This is a genomic window from Micromonospora eburnea, assembly GCF_900090225.1.
GTDB classification, from domain to species: domain Bacteria; phylum Actinomycetota; class Actinomycetes; order Mycobacteriales; family Micromonosporaceae; genus Micromonospora; species Micromonospora eburnea.
This window is the reverse complement of record NZ_FMHY01000002.1, coordinates 5,461,975-5,480,804: the sequence shown is the minus strand read 5'-3', so window position 1 is coordinate 5,480,804 and position 18,830 is coordinate 5,461,975. Positions and strand designations below refer to the sequence as shown.

The window sequence follows — 18,830 nt, the reverse complement described above, 5'->3', positions numbered from 1 at the left end:
CGACAGCGCGCGCGGTCCGGATAGGGGATCCTGGCGCGTCTGCCGTCCCCCGGGGAGGAACGCGGTGCGCGACACCCTCAGCTACGCCGACGCGGTCCGCCTGCTGGGCGGCGAGAAGAGCCGGCTCGTCGACTGGTTCGAGCGGCTGACGGCGGTGTTGCCGGTGCCGCCCGGGCTGGGAGTCGTCGACGTCAAGGGGGTCGTCCGGCTCGGGGACGAGTTGCTGCGCCGGGTGTCCGAGAACCGCTCCGGGCTGTCCCGGTACGGCCGTACGCAGCGGCTGGAGGCAGCGCACGCGGTGCTGGTGGTGACCGCCTTCTTCGAGGTGCTGGACGAGGCCGAGCTGCCGCTCGACCTGGCGGCGGCGCGGATCGTCAAGGCCGAACAGCTGGCGCTGTCCGGGGCGGGCCCGGTCCAAGCCCGCGTGCTGACCGACGCCTTCTTCCGGACCCGCGCGCCGGTGCCCGGCCCGCACCTGCCCTACCCGAGGCTGCACGCCGCCGTGACCCGGTTCTACGACGGGCTGGCCGCCGACCTCGATGCCTTCCTGCACGGCCTGGAGGTCTGGGAGCGGCTGACCGGGTCGCAGCAGAAGCAGCTCGCGAGGGCGCTGGCGCGGCTGCCGGCCACCGCGGCCGACCGCTATCGCGACCTGCTGACCCGGCTCGCCGTCGACTTCCCCGAGGTGTCGTTCTGGCTTGGCCTGCACGAGCACGAGGCCACCCGGGAGGAGGTCCGTGGGCTGTCCACCGGGCTTGCCGAGCTGCGTGACGCCCTGGTCGCGCTCTCCACGGGCGGTCCACCGGACGACCGGCGGGCCGCTCTCGCCGCCGCGTACGCCGCCGAACTGCGTCGGCCCGTCGTCTCCTCCGGTGACGTGCCGGTGGGGCTGACCGTGCCGACGCTCGGCGACGCGTACGTGCCGCCGCTGTGCCGGATCGCCGAGCTGGGCCCGGGCGCCCGGCCCAGCGACGAGAACTGGTGGCACCGGCAACCGGTCCGCGACGACCTGTGGCAGTCCCTCGTCGTCCACCTCACGTCGCCCGGCGCGACCCGGGCACCCCTGCTGCTGCTCGGGCAGCCGGGCTCCGGCAAGTCGGTGTTCACCCGGGTGGTGGCGGGCCGGCTGCCGGCGGCCGACTTCCTGGTGGTCCGGGTGGTGCTGCGCGACGTGTACGCGGCCGGCGACCTGCAGGACCAGATCGAGCAGGCGATCCGCAACGACACCGGGGAACGCCTGGACTGGCCGGTGCTGGCCCGCTCGGCCGGCGACGCCCTGCCGGTGGTGCTGCTCGACGGCTTCGACGAACTGCTCCAGGCCACCGGGGTCAGCCAGACCGACTACCTCCGGCGGGTGGCCGCGTTCCAGCGGCGCGAGGCCGATCAGGGCCGGCCGGTGGCGGTGCTGGTCACCAGCCGGACCAGCGTGGCCGACCGGGCCCAGCCGCCGCCGGGCACCGTCGCGATCCGGCTGGAGCCCTTCGACGGGACCCGGGTCGACACCTGGGTGCGGACCTGGAACCAGGTCAACGCCGCCGCGTTCCGGGCGCCGGGCGCGCGGCCGCTCGACCCGGCCACCGTGCTGTCGCACCGGGAGTTGGCGGAGCAGCCGCTACTGCTGTTGATGCTGGCGCTCTACGACGCCGAGGGGCACGACCTGCGCCAGGCCGGGGAGCTGCGCCGGGGGGAGCTGTACGAGCGGCTGCTGAGTCGCTTCGCCCGCCGGGAGGTGGTCAAGCAGCGCGACGGCCTGCCCGACCGGGAGCTGGACCGGGCGGTCGAGGAGGAGCTGCGCCGGTTGGCGGTGGTCGCGTTCGCGATGTTCAACCGGGGCGTCCAGTGGGTGACCACGAACGAACTGGACGCCGACCTGGCCGCGTTGCCGTTCGGCGGGTCCGGGGCGGCCCGACGGGACGGGTTGCGCGCCCCGCTGGCGGCGGCCGAGGTGGTGCTGGGCCGGTTCTTCTTCATCCACCGCTCCCGTTCGTCCGACGAGGAGCGCCGCCGCGAGACGTACGAGTTCCTGCACGCCACCTTCGGCGAGTACCTGGTCGCCCGGCTCACCGCGCAGGTGGTCGACGATCTCGTCGCCCGCGACGGGGCCGCCAGCCTCTCCTGGGCCGGCGAGCCGCCCGACGACGACCTGCTGCACGCGCTGCTGTCGTACGGCGTGCTCAGCACCCGGGCCACCGTGCTGGCCTTCCTCGACGAGCGGCTGGCCAGGCGGGCGGTGGCGGACCGGGCGGCCTGGCGGGATCTGCTGCTGCGGCTGTTCCGCGCCGCCCCGTACGCGGCCGGCGCCCGGCGGTTCGACAGCTACCACCCCCGCCGGCTGCGGGTGCCCGCCCGGTACGCCGCCTACAGCGCCAACCTGCTGCTGCTCATCCTGGCCGACGGCGGTCCGGTGACCGGGTGGACGTTGTTCCCGCAGGCGACCGACCCGGTCGACGACTGGCGGGCGCAGGTGGGGCTCTGGCGTGCCCAGTTGGACCCCGAGCAGTGGCAGAGCCTCAGTGACCTGCTGGCCCTGGAACGCATCGAGGAGGGGGCCGGGCGGGATGTCCGCATCTGGACGGACGACCGGTTCGCGGTGCCACCGGACATGGACGTGCCGTGGAACGCCGGGTTGCCCGGGCAACTGGCGAGCGGCTACGCCGCGCCGCGCGAGCTGCTCGCCAGACTGCGGCGGAACGCCCACCTGTCCTGCGACCCGGAAGCCGCCATCGTCGTGCACGCCCTGGAGCCGGTGTTCGACAAGCTTTCGTCGGCGCTCGCCGTCTTCGGAGACGTGAACGGCATCGTTCACGTGTCGGCGGCCCACGCGCTGCTCGACGCCTGGCTGCTGCCGTTGCGGCCGGCGACCCAGCAGGAGCGGACGTACACGTATCTGCGCTGCGTGCGGCTGGTGAACGGGCTGCCGGCCATGGTCCCGGTGTGGGATCGGGCGGCGTTCCTTCGGCTGCTGCTCGACCGGCTCGCGACGGACCGCGAGGCGTCCGCCGAGGTGGTCGTCGAGGTGCTGGCCGCCTGCCACCCCGAGCCGCTTCAGGATTCCGCGGTGGTCTTCGCGCTGCTGCGTTGCGTGCGGCGGGTGCTGGGGTCCGACGAGGCGACGGACCTGCGGCTCTCCCTGATCGTGGATGCCACGGTGCGGGACTGGACCGGCCTGCTCGACATCACCCTCGACGACGTGACCGCCGATGTGCTGGTACGGCTGGCTGCGCGAGGGGTGTCGACCCCGTTCATCACGCCCGACCAGCTGGCCGCTTTCGACGCCAGCTACGGCGGGCAGCATCCCGACCTGGTGCGGCGGCTGCGCCCGCTGGTGCGGGAGGTGGCCGGGGTTGACGGTGAAACACCGACAGGACGCTGTCGCGGCGGACCCCGAGGCTGACTCCTGACGGCGTCGGCCGACCGGCCGGCGCGGGTAAGGAGGCAGCATGTCCAGCACGCCCGTCAACTGGTTCGAGATCGGCTCCGACCGGCCGGATGAGGTCGAGCGGTTCTACGCCGACCTGTTCGGCTGGACCTTCGAGGAGCGGGGCGGGCCGGGGGCGTCGTACCGGCAGACGGCCGGTGGGGAGCAGGGGATCGGCGGCGCGATCCGGGCCATCGGCGGCGACTCACCAAACTACGCGATCTTCTACGCGGAGGTGGCGGACGTGGCGGAGGCCTGCCGGCGGGCCGAGGCGGCCGACGGCCGGATCCTGGTGCCGCTGCGGTCCGCGCCGAGCGGGCTGACCTACGCGCACCTGCTCGACCCGTCCGGGAACCGCCTGGGCGTCTACACCCCGCCGCCCGCCACGGCGTGACCTCGGGGGGCGTCGTTCCGGGCCCGGTACGCGTCCGGGTGCGGTTGTTGCCGCAGGACGACAACAACCGCACCCGGGGGCGTGGGTTCCGCGACGGCCGGCGCTACCGGGCGCGCGTCGAAGGAGGCAGGAGTGGCCCCGCCGTGGAGGGGTGCCGGCCGGGAGGGAGCGGCGGCCGGTGCGGAGACGGCGGGGCCACCCGGGTCACTTGCCGGTCCGGTCCCACCCGCCGTGGTGGCCGCGGGCGCCCGGGCCCGGGAAGACGCCGGCCTCGACGGCCTTCAGCACCGCGTCGGCCTGCTCCTGGGTCAGCTTGCCGTCCTTGACGGCCTGGTCCAGCCGCTCCTTCAGTTGCGCCTGCCGGTTCTCCTGCCGGTCCTTCAGCTTCTCCTGCCGGTCCTTGGCCGACGGCCGCTCCGGCCGGTCGCCCTTGTGCTGCTCCGTGAGCTTCTCCAGCGCGGCGGTGACCTTGTCGGTCGGCACGCCCAACTCCTTGGCGAGGGCCTCGGCGAACTCGTTCTGCCGGTCGGCCCGCTTCTGCTGGCGGTCGGTGCCCTGGTCAGCGCTCGCGCTGGCGCTCGGGGCGGGGCTCTTGTCGTCGGCGAGTGCCACCGTGGGGGCAGCGATCCCCACGCCGAGCACCCCGGCGGCGGCCAGGCCGACCAGCACGTTCTTCCTCGACAGCTTGCGGATCATGCGGTTCTCCAGTTCCGGTGGTGGTGCGTTGACGTGACCGACAGTGACGGGCTGACCTGGGGGCAACCCGTGGCGGACCTGTCAACGCGCTGAAAATCCGCCTGCAATATACGGACAAACCAGTTGCGTGAGGCAGGGCCGGTCGGCAGGGTGGGCTGTCCGCGACGAAGGGTGAACCCATGGCCAGAGCCGTCATCCGTGAGCTCCCCCTCACCGGGCCGGGCTCCGGGCCGTACGCCATCGCCGTTGGCCCGGACGGCGCGCTCTGGGTGACGTTGGCCGGGACGGGTGGCGTGGCCCGGCTCGGGCGGGACGGCGCGGTCCGCACCTACCCCACCGGCCCGGCGGAGAGCCGGCCGCTGATCATTACCGCCGGCCCCGACGGTGCCCTCTGGTACACGCGCTCCGGCGATCATCGGCTGGGCCGGATCACCGTCGAGGGGGACACCAGCTCCGTCGCGCTGCCGCCGGGGACCGGCCCCTGCGGCCTCGCCGTCGGCCCGGACGATGCCCTCTGGTACGCCGGGATGGGCGACGACTCGATCGGCCGGGTCACCGTGGACGGGGGGCTGACCAGGTTTCCGCTGCCGGTCGCTGGCGGGTTCCCGTCGATGCTGGCCGCCGGTCCGGACGACGCCCTCTGGTTCACCCTCAACCGGGCGAACGTGATCGGCCGGATGGGCCTCGACGGCGAGGTGACCCTGCATGCCCTGCCCACCGAGGCGGCCGGACCGGTGGGCATCACCCTCGGCGGCGACGGCGCGCTCTGGTTCGTCGAGATCGCCGCCGGGCAGCTGGGCCGGATCGCGCCCGACGGCCGGATCGAGGAGTTCCCGCTGCCGGATCGGGCCGCCCGGCCGCACGCGATCGTCGCCGACCCGGCCGGGGGCTGTTGGTTCACCGAATGGGGCGCGAACCGGATCGGCCACATCGACCCCGCCGGCCGGATCACCGCCCACGAACTGCCCACCCCGCGGTCCGAACCGCACGGTCTCACCGTCACCCCCGACGCCACCGTCTGGGTCGCCCTGGAAACCGGCGCCGTAGCCCACCTCACCCCGCTCTGAACCGGGTGATCATGAGGTTGGCGGCCGGGTGTGGGCCGGCCTTCAACCCGCCGCCAACTTCATGATCGACGGGTCGGGGGTGGGGGTCAGTGGACGGCGGGGGAGACGGTCAGGGTGCCGGCGTCCGCGTCCAGGACGGCGGGGGTGCCGACCGGGACGGTGAGCTGGCCGACCCCGTGACCGATCGGCAGGCCGCCGAGCACCGGGACGCCGAGGTCGCCCAGGCGCTCGGTCAGCACGTCGGCGACGGTGGTGTCCCAGCCGTCCGCGCACTCGGTGAACTGGCCCACCGCCACCCCGGCGACCCCGGCCAGCGCGCCGCAGCGGCGCAGCTGGGTGAGCATCCGGTCGATCTTGTACGGGGGTTCCTGCACCTCCTCGACGAGTAGCACCGCCCCGGTCAGGTCCGGCAGGTCCGGGGTGCCGATCGAGGCCGCGATCAGGCAGAGGTTGCCGCCGAGCAGCCGGCCCGCCGCCCGGCCGGGCACCCGTACCGGGAAGGTCTCCTCCGCCTCGACGGCGGCGACCGTGACCGGTTCGGTGGTCATCAGCGCGGCGTGCAGCGACTCCGCCGAGCGGGGCGGGGTGCGGTCGTCCAGCCACGCCGCCCCCGGGCCGTGCACGCTGGCCAGCCGGGCGCCCCGCCAGAGCGCGAACTGCAACGCCGTGATGTCGGAGAAGCCGGCCACCACCTTCGGGTCCCGGCGGACGACGTCCATGTCGACCCGGTCCACCACCCGCTGCGCGCCGTAGCCGCCCCGGGTGCAGATCACCCCGCGTACCTCCGGGTCGGCGAAAGCGGTGTTCAGGTCGGCGGCCCGCAGCTCGTCGCCGCCGGCCAGGTAGCCCTGACGGGCGTACGCGTTCGGGGCCAGCACCGGGCGCAGCCCCCAGCCGGTCAGCAGTTCGATGCCGCGGGCCACCCGCTCGGGCCGGGTCGGACCGGAGGGCGACACCAGCATCACGGTGTCGCCGGGACGCAGGACCGGTGGGCGCAGGCAGTCGTCGATGGCCACAGCGGCAGCCTAGTGAGCCGCCCGCCGAGCCGTTCCGGGCCGTCCGCCGCCCACCGGATAGCCTCGACGTCGTGGCGACCGCGCTGGTGATCGAGAACGACCCGACCGACGACCTCCGCCGACTGGGGGAATGGCTCACCGAGGGGGGCGTCGACCTGCGGGTGCTGCGCCCGTACGCCGGCGACCAGCTCCCCGCCGACCTCGACGGGTACGCCGCGCTGGTGGTGCTCGGCGGCGAGCAGCAGGCGTACCCGCTGGCCGACGGCAGCCCCGGCGCGCCCTGGTTCCCCGCCCTGGAGGGGCTGCTGCGCAAGGCGGTCCGGCAGCGGATCCCTACCCTCGGCGTCTGCCTCGGGGCGCAACTGCTGGCCAGCGCGCACGCCGGGCAGGTCGAGCGGAGCCCGTCCGGGCCGGAGGTCGGGCCGGCCGTGGTCGGCAAGCGGGACGCCGCCGAGACCGACCCGCTCTTCCGGTACGTGCCGCTGATGCCGGACGTGTTCCAGTGGCACACCGACGAGATCACCGAGCTGCCGCACGGGGCCACCCTGCTCGCCGCCTCCACCCGCTACCCGCACCAGGCGTTCCGCCTCGGCGACCGGGCCTGGGGGTTGCAGTTCCACATCGAGTGCGACACCGCGATGATCGCCGACTGGGCCCGTGACTCGGCGCTCCTCGCCGAGCTGGACTACGACCCGGAGCTGGTGGTGGCCGCCTGCGACCAGGTGATGGCCGACGTCGAGGAGGTGTGGCAGCCGTTCGCGATCCGGTTCGCCGCCCTCGCCCTCGGCGAACTGGACGACGACGACACCCTCCGCCGCAGCCTGCCCCTGCTGGGGCAGTGACGATGACCCGCCCGAGCCGGGGACGCCTCGCCCGGTACGGCTTCGCCGAGGGCGACGGCCGGGCCCGGGCAGCCGACCTGCTCGGCCCGGACGGGCTCGGGCTGTGGCGGCCGGACGTGCAGGAGCCCACCGACGAGCCGGCCGGTGAGCTGCTGGCCGCCCTCTCCCGGGCCGCCGACCCGGACCTGGCGCTGCGCCAGCTGCACCGCCTCGTCGAGGCGGAACGCCGTACCGCGGACGAGCCGGCGGTGCTGGACGCCCTGGCCGCCGATCCGGGGCTGCGGCGGCGCCTGGTCGCGGTGCTCGGCGCGTCCGCGGCGCTCGGCGACCACCTGGTGGCCAACCCCGGCCAGTGGGTGGTGCTGGGCACCGGTCCGGACGGGCGCGGGCCGGCCGCCGACGGCCGCCTGGACCTGGCCGCCGCCGCCCGGCTGACCGGCGTCACCGGCCCGGTGCCGGTGCTGCGGCAGGCGTACCGGCTGGCGCTGTTGCGCATCGCGGCGGCGGACCTGACCGGCGGGCGCGGGCTGGAACAGACCATGGCGGCGCTCTCCGGGCTCGCCGACGCCACCCTCGCCGCCGCGTACGGGCTCGCCGTCGACGAGCTGCCGGAGGGCACGCCCCGGCCGCGGCTGGCCGTGGTGGCGATGGGCAAGTGCGGCGGCGAGGAGCTGAACTACGTCTCCGACGTCGACGTGATCTTCGTCGCCGCCTCCGACGACGACCTGGCCGCCGCGACCCAGGTCGCCACCCGGCTGATCCACGTCTGCGGGCTGGTCGCCTGGCCGGTCGACGCCGCGTTGCGGCCGGAGGGCAACCGCGGACCGCTGGTGCGTACCCTCGCCAGCCACCTCGCCTACTACCGCCGCTGGGCCCGGACGTGGGAGTTCCAGGCGTTGCTCAAGGCCCGGCCGGCGGCCGGCGACCTGGGCCTGGCCCGGGAGTGGATCGAGGCGCTCGCGCCGCTGGTGTGGACCGCCGCGGAACGGCCGGAGGCGGTCGAGGACGTCCGCGCGATGCGCCGGAAGATCATTGACAACATCCCGCCCAAGGAGCTGGACCGCGAGATCAAGCGCGGTCCGGGCGGGCTGCGCGACATCGAGTTCGCCGTCCAGCTCCTCCAGCTCGTGCACGGCCGGGGCGACGATTCGCTGCGGGCGCCGGGGACGATCCCCGCGCTGCGCGCACTGGTCGCCGGCGGCTACGTCGGCCGGGCCGACGGGGAGGCGCTGCTGCTCGGCTACCGCTTCCTGCGCGGCGTCGAACACCGGCTCCAGCTCCAGGGCCTGCGCCGGACCCACACCGTGCCGACCGAGCCGGCCGCGTTGCGCTGGCTGGCCGCCGCGCTCGGCTACGCGGCCACCCCGGGCCGCAGCGCCGTCGAGGAGTTTCGCGCCGAGTGGGTCACCCACGCCACCGAGGTACGCCGGCTGCACGCGAAACTGCTCTACCGGCCGCTGCTGGAGGCGGTGGCCCGGGTGCCCGCCGAGGGACTGCGGCTCACCCCGGAGGCGGCCCGGCACCGGCTGGAGATCCTCGGTTTCGCCGACCCGGCCGGGGCGCTGCGTCACCTCCAAGCCCTCACCGGCGGGGTGAGCCGGACCGCCGCGATCCAGCGCACCCTGCTGCCGGTGCTGCTCAGCGAGTTCGCCGACGCGCCGGAACCGGACCGGGGGCTGCTCAACTACCGGCAGGTCTCCGACAAGCTCGGCAGCACCCCCTGGTATCTGCGGCTGCTCCGGGACTCCGGACCGGTCGCCCGCCGGCTGGCCCGGGTGCTCTCCTCCTCCCGGTACGCCGCCGACCTGCTGGCCCGCGAACCGGAGGCGCTGCGGCTGCTGGCCGAGGACGCCGAGCTGACCCCGCGGGGCCGCGAGGTGCTCTGCGAGGGCTTCGCCGCGGCGGCGGCCCGGCACGACGACCCGGTCGAGGCGATCCGGGCGGTGCGCGCCCTGCGCCGCCGGGAACTGGTCCGCCTCGCCTGCGCCGACGTGCTGAGTCGGGCCGGCTCGCTCGCCCCGCTCACCCCCCGCCCCGCCGAGCCGGTACCCACGCTGGCCGACGTCACCACCGTCGGCACCGCCCTCTCCGACGTGGCCGACGCCACCCTGGCCGCCGCGCTGCGGGCCGCCCGGGCCGCCCAGCCGGCGCCGCCGGGGCTGCGCTTCGCGGTGATCGGCATGGGCCGGCTCGGCGGGTACGAGTCCAACTACCTCTCCGACGCCGACGTGCTCTTCGTCTACGACCCGCCGCCGGGCGGGGACGAGTCGGCGGCCAGTGCCGCGGCCCAGGCGATCGCCGAGGAACTGCGCCGGCTGCTCTCCGCGCCCGCCCCCGACCCGCCGCTCGGGGTCGACGCCGACCTGCGCCCGGAGGGCCGGCAGGGCCCGCTGGTACGCAGCCTCGCCGCGTACGCCCACTACTACGCCCGCTGGTCGAAGGTGTGGGAGGCGCAGGCGCTGCTGCGCGCCCGGTTCGTGTGCGGGGACGCCGACCTGGGCGCCGAGTTCGAGGCGATGATCGACCCGGTGCGCTACCCGCCCGACGGGCTGACCCGCGAGCAGGTGGTGGAGATCCGCCGGATCAAGGCCCGGGTGGAGACCGAGCGGCTGCCCCGGGGCGCCGACCCGGCCACCCACACCAAGCTGGGCCGGGGCGGCCTGGCCGACGTCGAGTGGGCGGTGCAGTTGCTCCAGCTCCGGCACGCCGGCCGGCGACCCGAGCTGCGCGGCACGCGTACCCTCGACGCCCTGGCCGCCGCCCGCGACGCCGGGCTGGTCGACCCGGACGACGCGGTGGAGATGGCGGCCGGCTGGACCCTCGCGGCGCAGGTCCGCAACGCGCTGATGCTGGTCCGGGGTCGGGCCGGGGACCAACTGCCCCGGCACGGGGTGGAGTTGGCCGGGGTGGTGCGCCTGCTCGGCCGCGACGACCCCGGCGAGTTCCTCGACGAATACCTCCGCACCGCCCGCCGCTCCCGCACCGCCATGGAACGAGTCCTCAATGACTGACGTGAAAGGAAGGGCCCCCTCTTATCGCCTCCTGCATAGCAGGGGCCCCCTGTTAACCCGGCGGCCGGCGGACACGGTGCCGGCGAGCCTGGTGGCGGCCGGGGTGGCGCTGGTGCTCGGCGTGGTGTTCCTGCTGGCCCCGCCGATGGGCACCGACCTGGCCGCTCAGGTCGCCCGGGCCGGGTTCGTCGACCGCCACGGCGGTGCGCCGATCGACCTCGGCTGGTACGGCGGGGTGAACCAGTACGGCTACAGCCTGTTCACCGCCCGGCTGGGCGCGTGGCTCGGGGTGCGGCCGCTGGGCGTCCTCGCCGCAGTGCTGGGCGCGGCGGCCCTGGGCGCTCTGTTCGTCCGGCACCGGGCCCGCCGGCCGGTGCTCGCCGGGGTGCTCGGCGCGGTGGTGCTGGTCGGCAACCTGGCCAGCGGCCGGATCACCTTCGCCGTCGGCCTCGCGTTCGGGCTGCTCGCCCTCTGCGCGGTGGGCGCCGGCCGGCCGGGCCGGCCGGTGCGGCTGACCCTGGCCGCCGTGCTCGGTGCGGCCGCCACCTGGGCCAGCCCGGTGGCCGGGCTCTTCACCGGCCTGGCCGGTGCGGCGCTGCTGCTGGCCGCGTTGCGCCGGGGCGACGGCCCGGGACGGGCACTGCCGGGGGGCTGGCGGGCGGACCGCCCGCTGGCCGAGAGCCTGGTGCTCTGCGTCGCGCCGGCGCTCGCGCTCGCCCCGATGGCCCTGCTGTTCGGCAACGGCGGCACCCAGCCGTACTCGCCCGAGTCGATGAAGATCAACGTGGCGCTGGCCGTGCTGGTTTTCGCCGTCGTACCCCGGCGGTGCCGGGTGCTGCGGATCGGCTCGGCGCTCACCGTGCTGTTGCTGGTCGCCGCCTTCTACCTGCCCAGCCCGATCGGTTCCAACGCGCTGCGGCTGCCGATGCTGTTCGCGCTGCCGGTGCTCGCCGGGTACGCCCGGCTGCCCGGCCCGTGGCTGGCCGGGCTGCTCGCCGCCACCGTCTGGTGGCAGAACCCGGTGATGGTCAGCGACGTGACCCGCGCGGGCTCGGCGGAGAGCGCCGCCGCCTTCCACCGCCCGCTCGCCGACGAACTGGCCCGCCGGCAGCCGGTGGGCCGGGTCGAGGTGGTGCCGCTGCGGGAGCACTGGGAGTCGGCGTACCTGCCGCCGACCGTGCCACTGGCGCGGGGCTGGGAACGGCAGGTGGACAGCGACCGCAACGCACTCTTCTACGGCGACGGGCCGACCGCCGACTCCTACGCGGACTGGCTCCGCCGGGAGGCGGTCCAGTACGTCGCGGTCGCGCCCGACGCCCCGCCGGACCGGTGGGGGCGGGCCGAGGCCGATCTGGTCCTCGCCGGCCAGCCCTACCTGCGCGAGGTGTGGCGGAACGCCGACTGGCGGTTGTACGCCGTGACCGACCCGACGCCGCTGGTCGGTGCGCCGGGCCGGCTGGTGGCCGCCGACCAGGCGCGGGTGCGGTTCACCACGGATCGGGCCGGGAACGTGCCGGTCCGGGTCCGGTGGTCGCGCTGGCTGTCCCTCGACGGGGCGGACGGGTGCCTGCGGCCGGGGCCGGACGGCTGGACCGAGGTGCGGGTGGGGACCCCGGGCGAGTACGCCATCTCCAGCAGCCTCACGCCGGCGAACCGGTGCTGAACACATCACCCGCTCCGGTGCCCACCGTCGGTCCCGCCCGCCCCGGCTGGCAGCATGGCGGGGTGTCTCACCACCTCTCGCGCTGGATCGGCCTGGCGGGCTCGGTGCTGCTCGCCGTGGCCACCTTCCTCGGCGGCGCGCTCCCGCACGGCAAGCTGCGCTCCAACCCGGTCAGCATCTGGCAGGGCCCGCACGGGCCGTTGATCCTCGGTAGCTGGCTGGCCGGCACCGCACTGCTGGTGTGGGCCTGGTGGTCGCTGCGGGACCGGGTGCCGTCGGTCCGCTGGGCGCTGGTGACCGCCGGGCTGTGGCTGCTGCCGATGCTGGTCGCGCCGCCGTTCGGCAGCCGGGACGTGTACGCGTACACCTGTCAGGGCGCCAGCTACGCCGCCGGGATCAGCCCGTACGAGCAGGGGGTGTCGGCGCTGCCCTGCCCGTGGCTGGACAGCGTCTCGTACATCTGGCGGGACACCCCGGCGCCGTACGGTCCGCTCTTCGTGCTGCTCGCCGGCGCGGTGGTCAAGGCGACCGGCTCGCTGACCGCCAGCATCGTGGCGTTCCGCCTGATCAGCCTGGCCGGCGTGGCGCTCATCGCGTACGCCGTGCCGGTGCTCGCCCGGCGGTGCGGCGTACCGGCCGAGCGGGCGGTGTGGCTGGCCGTGGCCTGCCCGCTGGTCGCCATGCACCTGATCGGCGGTCCGCACAACGACGCCCTGATGGTCGGGGCGCTGCTCGCCGGGCTGGCCGTGGTGGCCTCCCGGCCGGGCCGGCCCGGTCCGCTGCTGGCCGGTGGAGCGCTGCTCGGCGTGGCCGTGGCGATCAAGGTGACCGCCCTCGTCGTGGTGCCGTTCGCGGCGCTGGCGGCGATCGTCGGGCCGTACCGGATTCGGACGCTGGTGCGCGACGGCGGGTGGGTGGTCGGCGGCGCGATCGCCGTCGTGGTCGCGGTGACCTTCGGTAGCGGCCTCGACTTCGGCTGGGTCGGTGGCCTGTCGCAGGGCGGGGCCGCGGTCGCCTGGACCTCCCCGCCGACCGCCGTGGGCCAGACCGTCGGGTACGTCGCGGTGCTCTTCGGCGCGCACATCGACGCGCTCCCGGTGACCCGGGGGATCGCGGTGGTGCTGCTCGCCGTGCTGCTGGTCTGGCTCTGGTGGCGGGCCCGGGACCGGGACCCGCTCTACCACGCGGGGCTGGCGCTGGCCCTGACCGTGGCGCTCTCCCCGGTGGTGCACCCCTGGTACTGGGTCTGGCCGCTGGCCGTCCTCGCCGCGACCGCGGCGCTTCGGGAGAAGTGGTACATCGTGGTCGCCGCCGTCGCGTCGTTCCTGATCCTGCCGGACGGCGTCGGCCTGGCCCGGTGGAGCAAGATGCCCGGTGCGCCCCTGATGACGCTGTTGGTGATCGTGGTCACGGTTTGGTTGGTACGGTCGGCTCGGGCGGCCCGGCAGCCGGTTCCCGCCGACGCGACAGCCGACTGAGGAGAACACGCGGGTGAGTGAGCGCGGCGGGCCCGTCCGGCCCGTCGCCGCCGCCCTCGCCCGCTACGCCGGCCTCGCCGGGGCGGTGCTGCTGACCGTCGCCGCCTGGCTGGGCGGGGCGTTGCCCGGCGCCCCCGCCAGCAGTGAACTCCTCGACATCTGGCGGGCCCCGCACGGGCCGGCGGTTCTCGGCTGCTGGCTGGCCGGCACCGTCCTGATGGTGTGGGCCTGGTGGTCGTTGCGCTGGGGCGCTCCGTCGGCCCGCTGGGCGTACCTGACCGCCGGGCTCTGGCTGCTGCCGCTGCTGGTCGCGCCGCCGATGGGCAGCCGGGACGTCTACTCGTACGCCTGCCAGGGCTGGTCCTGGGCGCACGGCGTCGATCCGTACCGGGTCGGGGTGGCCGCCGCCGGCTGTCCCTGGACCGACACGGTGTCGCCGATCTGGCGGGACACCCCGGCGCCGTACGGGCCGTTCTTCGTCCTGCTGGCGGGCCTGGCGGTGCTGCTCGGCGGTGGCCTGGCCGGGACGATCGTGCTGCTGCGGGTGATCGCGGTGGCCGGGGTGCTGCTGGCCGCGCTCTGCCTGCCCGGGTTGGCCCGGGCGGTCGGTGTGCCGATCCGGCGGGCGGCCTGGCTGGCGCTGGCCTGCCCGCTCGTCGGGGTGCATCTGGTGGCCGGCGCGCACAACGACGCGGTCGGGCTCGGGCTGCTGCTGTTCGGCCTGCTGGTGCTGGTACGCCGGCCCGGCCGGCCGGGGGCGCTGCTGGTGGCCGGGGTGTTGCTGGGGCTGGCGGTGGCGGTGAAGGCCATCGTGGTGGTGGTGCTCCCGTTCGCCGCGCTCGCGGCCGTGGCGGGCCGCTACACGGTGCGGGCGCTGCTCCGCGACGGCGGCTGGCTGGCCGGCGGAGTGGTGGCCGCGCTGGTGGTCGCCTCGCTGGCCACCGGGCTGGGGCTGGGCTGGGTGGGCGGCGTGGCCCGCAGTGGCGAGTCGCAGCAGTGGACCTCACCGCCGACCGCGGTGGGGTTCGTGATCGATTACGCGGGCGGGCTGTTCGGCCGGGAACCGGGGGCGGTGGGGGTCGTCCGGGTGGTCGCGCTGGCGGTGCTCGCGGTGCTGCTGGTGGTGCTCTGGTGGCGGTCCTGGACGGCGTTGCGCCGGCTGAACGACGTCCGGCAGCGGGTGCTCCGGCTGGCCGTGGCCCGGCCCCGGGTGGCCCTGACCGGGGCGGGCCTGGCGCTGGCCGCCACGGTGCTGCTCGCTCCGGTCTTCCATCCCTGGTACGCGACCTGGCCGTTGGCGGTGCTGGCGGTGGCGACGCTGTCGGTGGCCCGGACCGTGTGGTTCGTGGCGCCCAGCGCGGTGGCGTCCTGCCTGACCCTGCCCGACGGCGCGAACCTGGCCCGGTTCACCAAGGCGCCGGGCGCGGTCCTGATGACCGCGCTGGTGGTGGCGGTGGTGGTTCGGGCGGTCCGCGCCGGCCTGGCCCGCCGCGCCCGCTGACCGATCCGCCCGACCTGCCCTCGGCCTGCCTTGATCGACTCGGGTTGCGGCAGGTTGTGGTCACCGCGGCGCTCGGCACCGCCGATTGCGGCAGGTCGGGTGGATCAAGGGCGCGGAACGACCGGGCCGTCAGCGTCCCCACGATCGGGTCGGTCCCCGGGACGACCCGCAGGTGGGGCAGGCCGATCGGGGCTGTGCTGGCGCCGTTCGGGCCCGGACGGCCAGGGCACACATCAGGAGCGCGGGCCCGGCGACGGCCACGGCCACGGCCGTGCCGCTCACCCCGGCCCAGTCCGGGTTCCGTCCGACGGCCCGCTCCGCCAGCTCCCGAACGAACAGCAGTCCGATGGGGGTGGCCAGGACGAGGAGCGCCCAACCGCCGCGAAAGTCGCGCCCGCGCGCCCGGTCGAGCGCGAGCACCAGGGCGACCACCAGCAGCACCGTGCCGGCGAGTGGCCCGACCTCGATGCCACGGTAGCTCTCGAAGAAGTAGCCGTCCCGGATCCGGCTTGCCGCCAGGCCCGCGGCCAGGGCGCTTCCCGGGAGCAGGGCAGCGCGCGCCGCGAGCGGCAGTCGTGCCGGCATCCCGAGCGCGACCACGCCCAGCGCGAGCTGAGGCGCCAGCACCAGCAGCGGCGGCCGGGCCAGGCCGGCCAGCGCGGAGACCGGCACCACCAGGGCGGTGGCCAGCACGGCGGCCCAGAGAATCGGGCGCGCGTAGCGCCGTGGGGCGAGGGCGTGCGCCGCCCCGGCGGCCAGCCAGGCGGCCCAGGCCACCATCCCGATGGTGTTGAACGGGCCGAGCGGCGGTAGCCCCGACTCGGGTGCCGGCGGGCGCAACTCCAGCACGGACCAGGCCGCGGCCAGGGCGGTTGCCGTGAGGAAGGCGAGGACGGCGGCGAGGCGTACCCCGGGAACCAGGTCGGCGGCCCCGGCGGCCCGCAGCCGCTGGCGCAGGCCGCCGCGAACGAGGTCGGCGGCGTCCGCCGGTGAGGGCCAGCGCCGGTCCGGTCCGGCCAGGTCGAGGTACGTCCCGACGATCTCGGCCCCGCGCAGCCGACGGTATTCGGCGGGGTACGCGAGCAGCAGACGCAGGTAGCGGCGTTCGAGGTCGCTCATGCCAGCCCGCCCGCCAGGTGCGCCGTCGCCCGGCTCGCGGCGCGACGGCGCAGCCGGTCGGTGGCGGCCTCGACGTTGCGCCGCATCCGCTCGGTCTCGGCGCTGAGCGTGGCGTCGCCGGCGGGGGAGAGGCGGTAGTAGCGGCGGAGCCGGCCGTCCACCACCTCTTCCCGGTCGACCTCCACCAGACCGGCGTCAACCAGCCGGTCCAGGGCGCCGTAGAGCGTGCCGGGACGCAGGGCCACGCGCCCCTGGGAGAGGGTGGTGACCTCGCCGATGATGCCGTACCCGTGCAGCGGCTCGGCGGCGAGCGCGGTGAGGATCAGATAGGTGGGTTCGCGTAGGGGAGTGTCCACCCGTTCAATGTATCGGACGCGAAGGTATTACGGGGCCCGTTACGTGCGGCCGGGCCGGCCCCGCTGTCGCGGAGCCGGCCCGGCCGTCGGTCGAGACTCAGCAGTCGAAGTACATGGCGAACTCGTGCGGGGTCGGGCGCAGGCGCACCGGGTCGACCTCGTTGGCCCGCTTCCACTCCACCCAGGTGGAGATCAGGTCCGGCGTGAACACTCCACCGTCGAGCAGGTAGTCGTGGTCGGCCTCGAGCGCGTCGAGCACCTCCGGCAGCGAGCCCGGGACCTGCTTGACGTCGCCCCACTCCTCCGGCGGCAGGTCGTACAGGTCCTTGTCGATCGGCGCCGGCGGCTCGGTCTTGTTCTTGATGCCGTCCAGGCCGGCCATCAGCATGGCCGAGAAGGCCAGGTAGACGTTCGCCGACGGGTCCGGCACCCGGAACTCGACCCGCTTGGCCTTCGCGTTGCTGCCGGTGACCGGGATGCGGGTGCAGGCGGAGCGGTTGCGCTGCGAGTAGACCAGGTTGACCGGCGCCTCGAAGCCCGGCACCAGGCGGCGGAACGAGTTGACCGTCGGGTTGGTGAAGGCCAGCAGCGACGGCGCGTGGTGCAGCAGGCCGCCGATGTACCAGCGGGCGGTGTCGGAGAGGCCGGCGTAGCCGGTCTCGTCGTAGAACAGCGGCTCGCCGTTCAGCCACAGGCTCTGGTGGGTGTGCATGCCGGAGCCGTTGTCGCCGAAGAGCGGCTTCGGCATGAAGGTCGCCGTCTTGCCGTTGGCCCAGACCTCGTTCTTCACGATGTACTTGAAGAGCTGCATCTGGTCACCGGCGTGCAGCAGGGTGGAGAATCGGTAGTTGATCTCCGACTGGCCGGCGGTGCCGACCTCGTGGTGCGAGCGCTCCACGGTGTAGCCGGCGTCGACCAACCGGCGCACGATGCTGTCGCGCAGGTCGGCGAAGTGGTCGACCGGCGGCACCGGGAAGTAGCCACCCTTGTACGCGGTCTTGTAGCCGCGGTTGCCGCCCTGCTCCTCGCGGCCGGTGTTCCAGGCGCCCTCGACCGAGTCGATGTAGTAGTACGACTGGTGCGCGGACGTCTCGTGGCGGATCGAGTCGAAGATGTAGAACTCGGCCTCGGCGCCGAAGTACGCGGTGTCGGCGATGCCGCTCGCGGCCAGGTACGCCTCGGCCTTCTTGGCCACGTTCCGCGGGTCACGGGAGTATGCCTCCCGGGTGAACGGGTCGTGGATGAAGAAGTTGAGCGCGAGGGTCTTCTGTGCGCGGAACGGGTCGATGAAGGCGGTCGCGACATCCGGGAGCAGGAGCATGTCCGACTCGTGGATCGCCTGGAAGCCGCGGATCGACGAACCGTCGAACGCGAGGCCGTCCGTGAAGACGCTGTCGTCGAAGGACTCGACCGGCAGGTTGAAGTGCTGCATCACGCCGGGCAGGTCACAGAAACGTACGTCGACGAACTTCACGTCCTCGTTCTTGAGGTATCGCAGGAGTTCCTCGGGATTGGCGAACACGTGTCCTCCTGGCAGGCTCACTCCGGTGGCTGGCTCCTGGCGACGGTATTGCGGTGGGGTTGCCCGGCCGTGTCTCCTCTGTTTCCGCTGTGTTACGGCCCTCGCGGAGCGTCATCTACCCCGCTGAGCCACCGTCAACCACCCATCGGGTGGCACCCTCTGCACCAGGGACGACCCGTCTGATGGCCTTTGCCCGATTCTCCGTCAGGCGTCGAACCGGCGTACCCGGGCCGTGACCGACACCCCTGCTGACCACGGTGCCAATGGTCCCGCCGGGGGCCGGACTACCCTTGACCGCTGTGACCACCACCGCCACCGCGCCGGTCCCACCCGCCACGGACCCCACCTTCACACCCCCCGGCCTCGGCCGCCGGTTCGGCGCGCTGATCATCGACTGGGTGCTCTGCCTGCTGGTTTCCGGCCTCTTCGCCAACCCGGCCCGGGACGGCTGGCCGCCGGTGGTGGTGCTGATCCTCGAATACGCCTTCTTCCTCGGCTTCTTCGTCCAGACCCCCGGCATGTACATCACCCGGATCCGCTGCCTGGCCTGGTCGGACGGCGGTCGGATCGGGCCGCTCCGGGCGCTGCTGCGCGGCGTGCTGCTCGCCCTGGTCGTACCCGCTCTGCTGATGGACGGGCACCGGCGCGGCCTGCACGACCGCCTCGCCGACTCGGTCATCGCCGACGCCCCCCGCCCCGCCCGTGCCGGCTCCTGAGCTGCCCGGCGCGGCACCCGCCCCCGTGGGG

General features: G+C 74.8%; 14 protein-coding genes. 9 read left to right on the top strand and 5 right to left on the bottom strand.

Annotated elements, in window-relative coordinates:
• Nucleotides 1–64: 64 nt before the first annotated feature.
• A complete protein-coding gene (locus tag GA0070604_RS23600) occupies nucleotides 65–3,394 on the top strand; it encodes an NACHT domain-containing protein (RefSeq protein ID WP_091122728.1) in 3,330 nt (1,109 codons plus the stop codon).
• A gap of 46 nt (nucleotides 3,395–3,440) precedes the next feature.
• The gene (locus GA0070604_RS23595) at nucleotides 3,441–3,812 is read left to right on the top strand and encodes a VOC family protein (RefSeq protein WP_091122725.1); all 372 of its coding nucleotides are present in this window, start codon (nucleotides 3,441–3,443) and stop codon (nucleotides 3,810–3,812) included.
• 204 nt (nucleotides 3,813–4,016) lie between these two features.
• Here the strand turns inward: GA0070604_RS23595 and GA0070604_RS23590 are convergent, their stop codons facing one another.
• Nucleotides 4,017–4,508 (bottom strand): hypothetical protein, encoded by a 492-nt coding sequence (locus GA0070604_RS23590; protein WP_091122721.1) that lies wholly within the window; start codon nucleotides 4,506–4,508, stop codon nucleotides 4,017–4,019.
• A 179-nt stretch (nucleotides 4,509–4,687) separates the two neighbouring features.
• On the opposite strand from GA0070604_RS23590, the gene GA0070604_RS23585 reads away from it, so the two are divergent.
• Nucleotides 4,688–5,575: a Vgb family protein gene (locus tag GA0070604_RS23585; protein WP_091122717.1), complete on the top strand. Its 888-nt coding sequence runs from the start codon at nucleotides 4,688–4,690 to the stop codon at nucleotides 5,573–5,575.
• Nucleotides 5,576–5,661: 86 nt separating this feature from the next.
• On the opposite strand, the gene GA0070604_RS23580 is transcribed toward GA0070604_RS23585, so the two are convergent.
• The gene (locus GA0070604_RS23580) at nucleotides 5,662–6,537 is read right to left on the bottom strand and encodes a S66 peptidase family protein (protein ID WP_377592222.1); all 876 of its coding nucleotides are present in this window, start codon (nucleotides 6,535–6,537) and stop codon (nucleotides 5,662–5,664) included.
• Nucleotides 6,538–6,662: 125 nt separating this feature from the next.
• On the opposite strand from GA0070604_RS23580, the gene GA0070604_RS23575 reads away from it, so the two are divergent.
• From GA0070604_RS23575 to mptB (GA0070604_RS23555), 5 genes are all read left to right on the top strand, one after another.
• On the top strand, nucleotides 6,663–7,433 hold the full coding sequence (locus tag GA0070604_RS23575) for a type 1 glutamine amidotransferase (RefSeq protein WP_091122711.1): 771 nt from the start codon (nucleotides 6,663–6,665) through the stop codon (nucleotides 7,431–7,433).
• A gap of 2 nt (nucleotides 7,434–7,435) precedes the next feature.
• A complete protein-coding gene (locus GA0070604_RS23570) occupies nucleotides 7,436–10,444 on the top strand; it encodes a bifunctional [glutamine synthetase] adenylyltransferase/[glutamine synthetase]-adenylyl-L-tyrosine phosphorylase (RefSeq protein WP_091127365.1) in 3,009 nt (1,002 codons plus the stop codon).
• Between the two features lie 145 nt (nucleotides 10,445–10,589).
• Complete coding sequence (locus tag GA0070604_RS23565; protein WP_377592221.1) at nucleotides 10,590–12,107, top strand: hypothetical protein; 1,518 nt, start codon at nucleotides 10,590–10,592, stop codon at nucleotides 12,105–12,107.
• A gap of 62 nt (nucleotides 12,108–12,169) precedes the next feature.
• On the top strand, nucleotides 12,170–13,585 hold the full coding sequence (gene mptB / locus GA0070604_RS23560) for a polyprenol phosphomannose-dependent alpha 1,6 mannosyltransferase MptB (protein WP_091127364.1): 1,416 nt from the start codon (nucleotides 12,170–12,172) through the stop codon (nucleotides 13,583–13,585).
• A 13-nt stretch (nucleotides 13,586–13,598) separates the two neighbouring features.
• On the top strand, nucleotides 13,599–15,086 hold the full coding sequence (mptB, locus tag GA0070604_RS23555; protein WP_091122704.1) for a polyprenol phosphomannose-dependent alpha 1,6 mannosyltransferase MptB: 1,488 nt from the start codon (nucleotides 13,599–13,601) through the stop codon (nucleotides 15,084–15,086).
• A 129-nt stretch (nucleotides 15,087–15,215) separates the two neighbouring features.
• Here mptB (GA0070604_RS23555) and GA0070604_RS23550 read toward each other — a convergent pair whose 3' ends face one another.
• The 3 genes from GA0070604_RS23550 to glnA all read right to left on the bottom strand — a co-directional run bounded on the left by GA0070604_RS23550 (nucleotide 15,216) and on the right by glnA (nucleotide 18,083).
• The gene (locus tag GA0070604_RS23550) at nucleotides 15,216–16,205 is read right to left on the bottom strand and encodes a hypothetical protein (protein WP_091122700.1); all 990 of its coding nucleotides are present in this window, start codon (nucleotides 16,203–16,205) and stop codon (nucleotides 15,216–15,218) included.
• Nucleotides 16,202–16,561, bottom strand: coding sequence for a PadR family transcriptional regulator (locus GA0070604_RS23545; RefSeq protein ID WP_091122698.1), 360 nt, complete (start codon nucleotides 16,559–16,561; stop codon nucleotides 16,202–16,204). Before GA0070604_RS23545 ends, GA0070604_RS23550 begins: the two co-directional genes overlap by 4 nt.
• Nucleotides 16,562–16,658: 97 nt before the next feature.
• On the bottom strand, nucleotides 16,659–18,083 hold the full coding sequence (gene glnA / locus GA0070604_RS23540; RefSeq protein WP_091122694.1) for a type I glutamate--ammonia ligase: 1,425 nt from the start codon (nucleotides 18,081–18,083) through the stop codon (nucleotides 16,659–16,661).
• Between the two features lie 263 nt (nucleotides 18,084–18,346).
• On the opposite strand from glnA, the gene GA0070604_RS23535 reads away from it, so the two are divergent.
• Entirely contained in the window at nucleotides 18,347–18,799 is a 453-nt protein-coding gene (locus tag GA0070604_RS23535) for an RDD family protein (RefSeq protein ID WP_091122691.1), read from the top strand.
• Nucleotides 18,800–18,830: the final 31 nt, after the last annotated feature.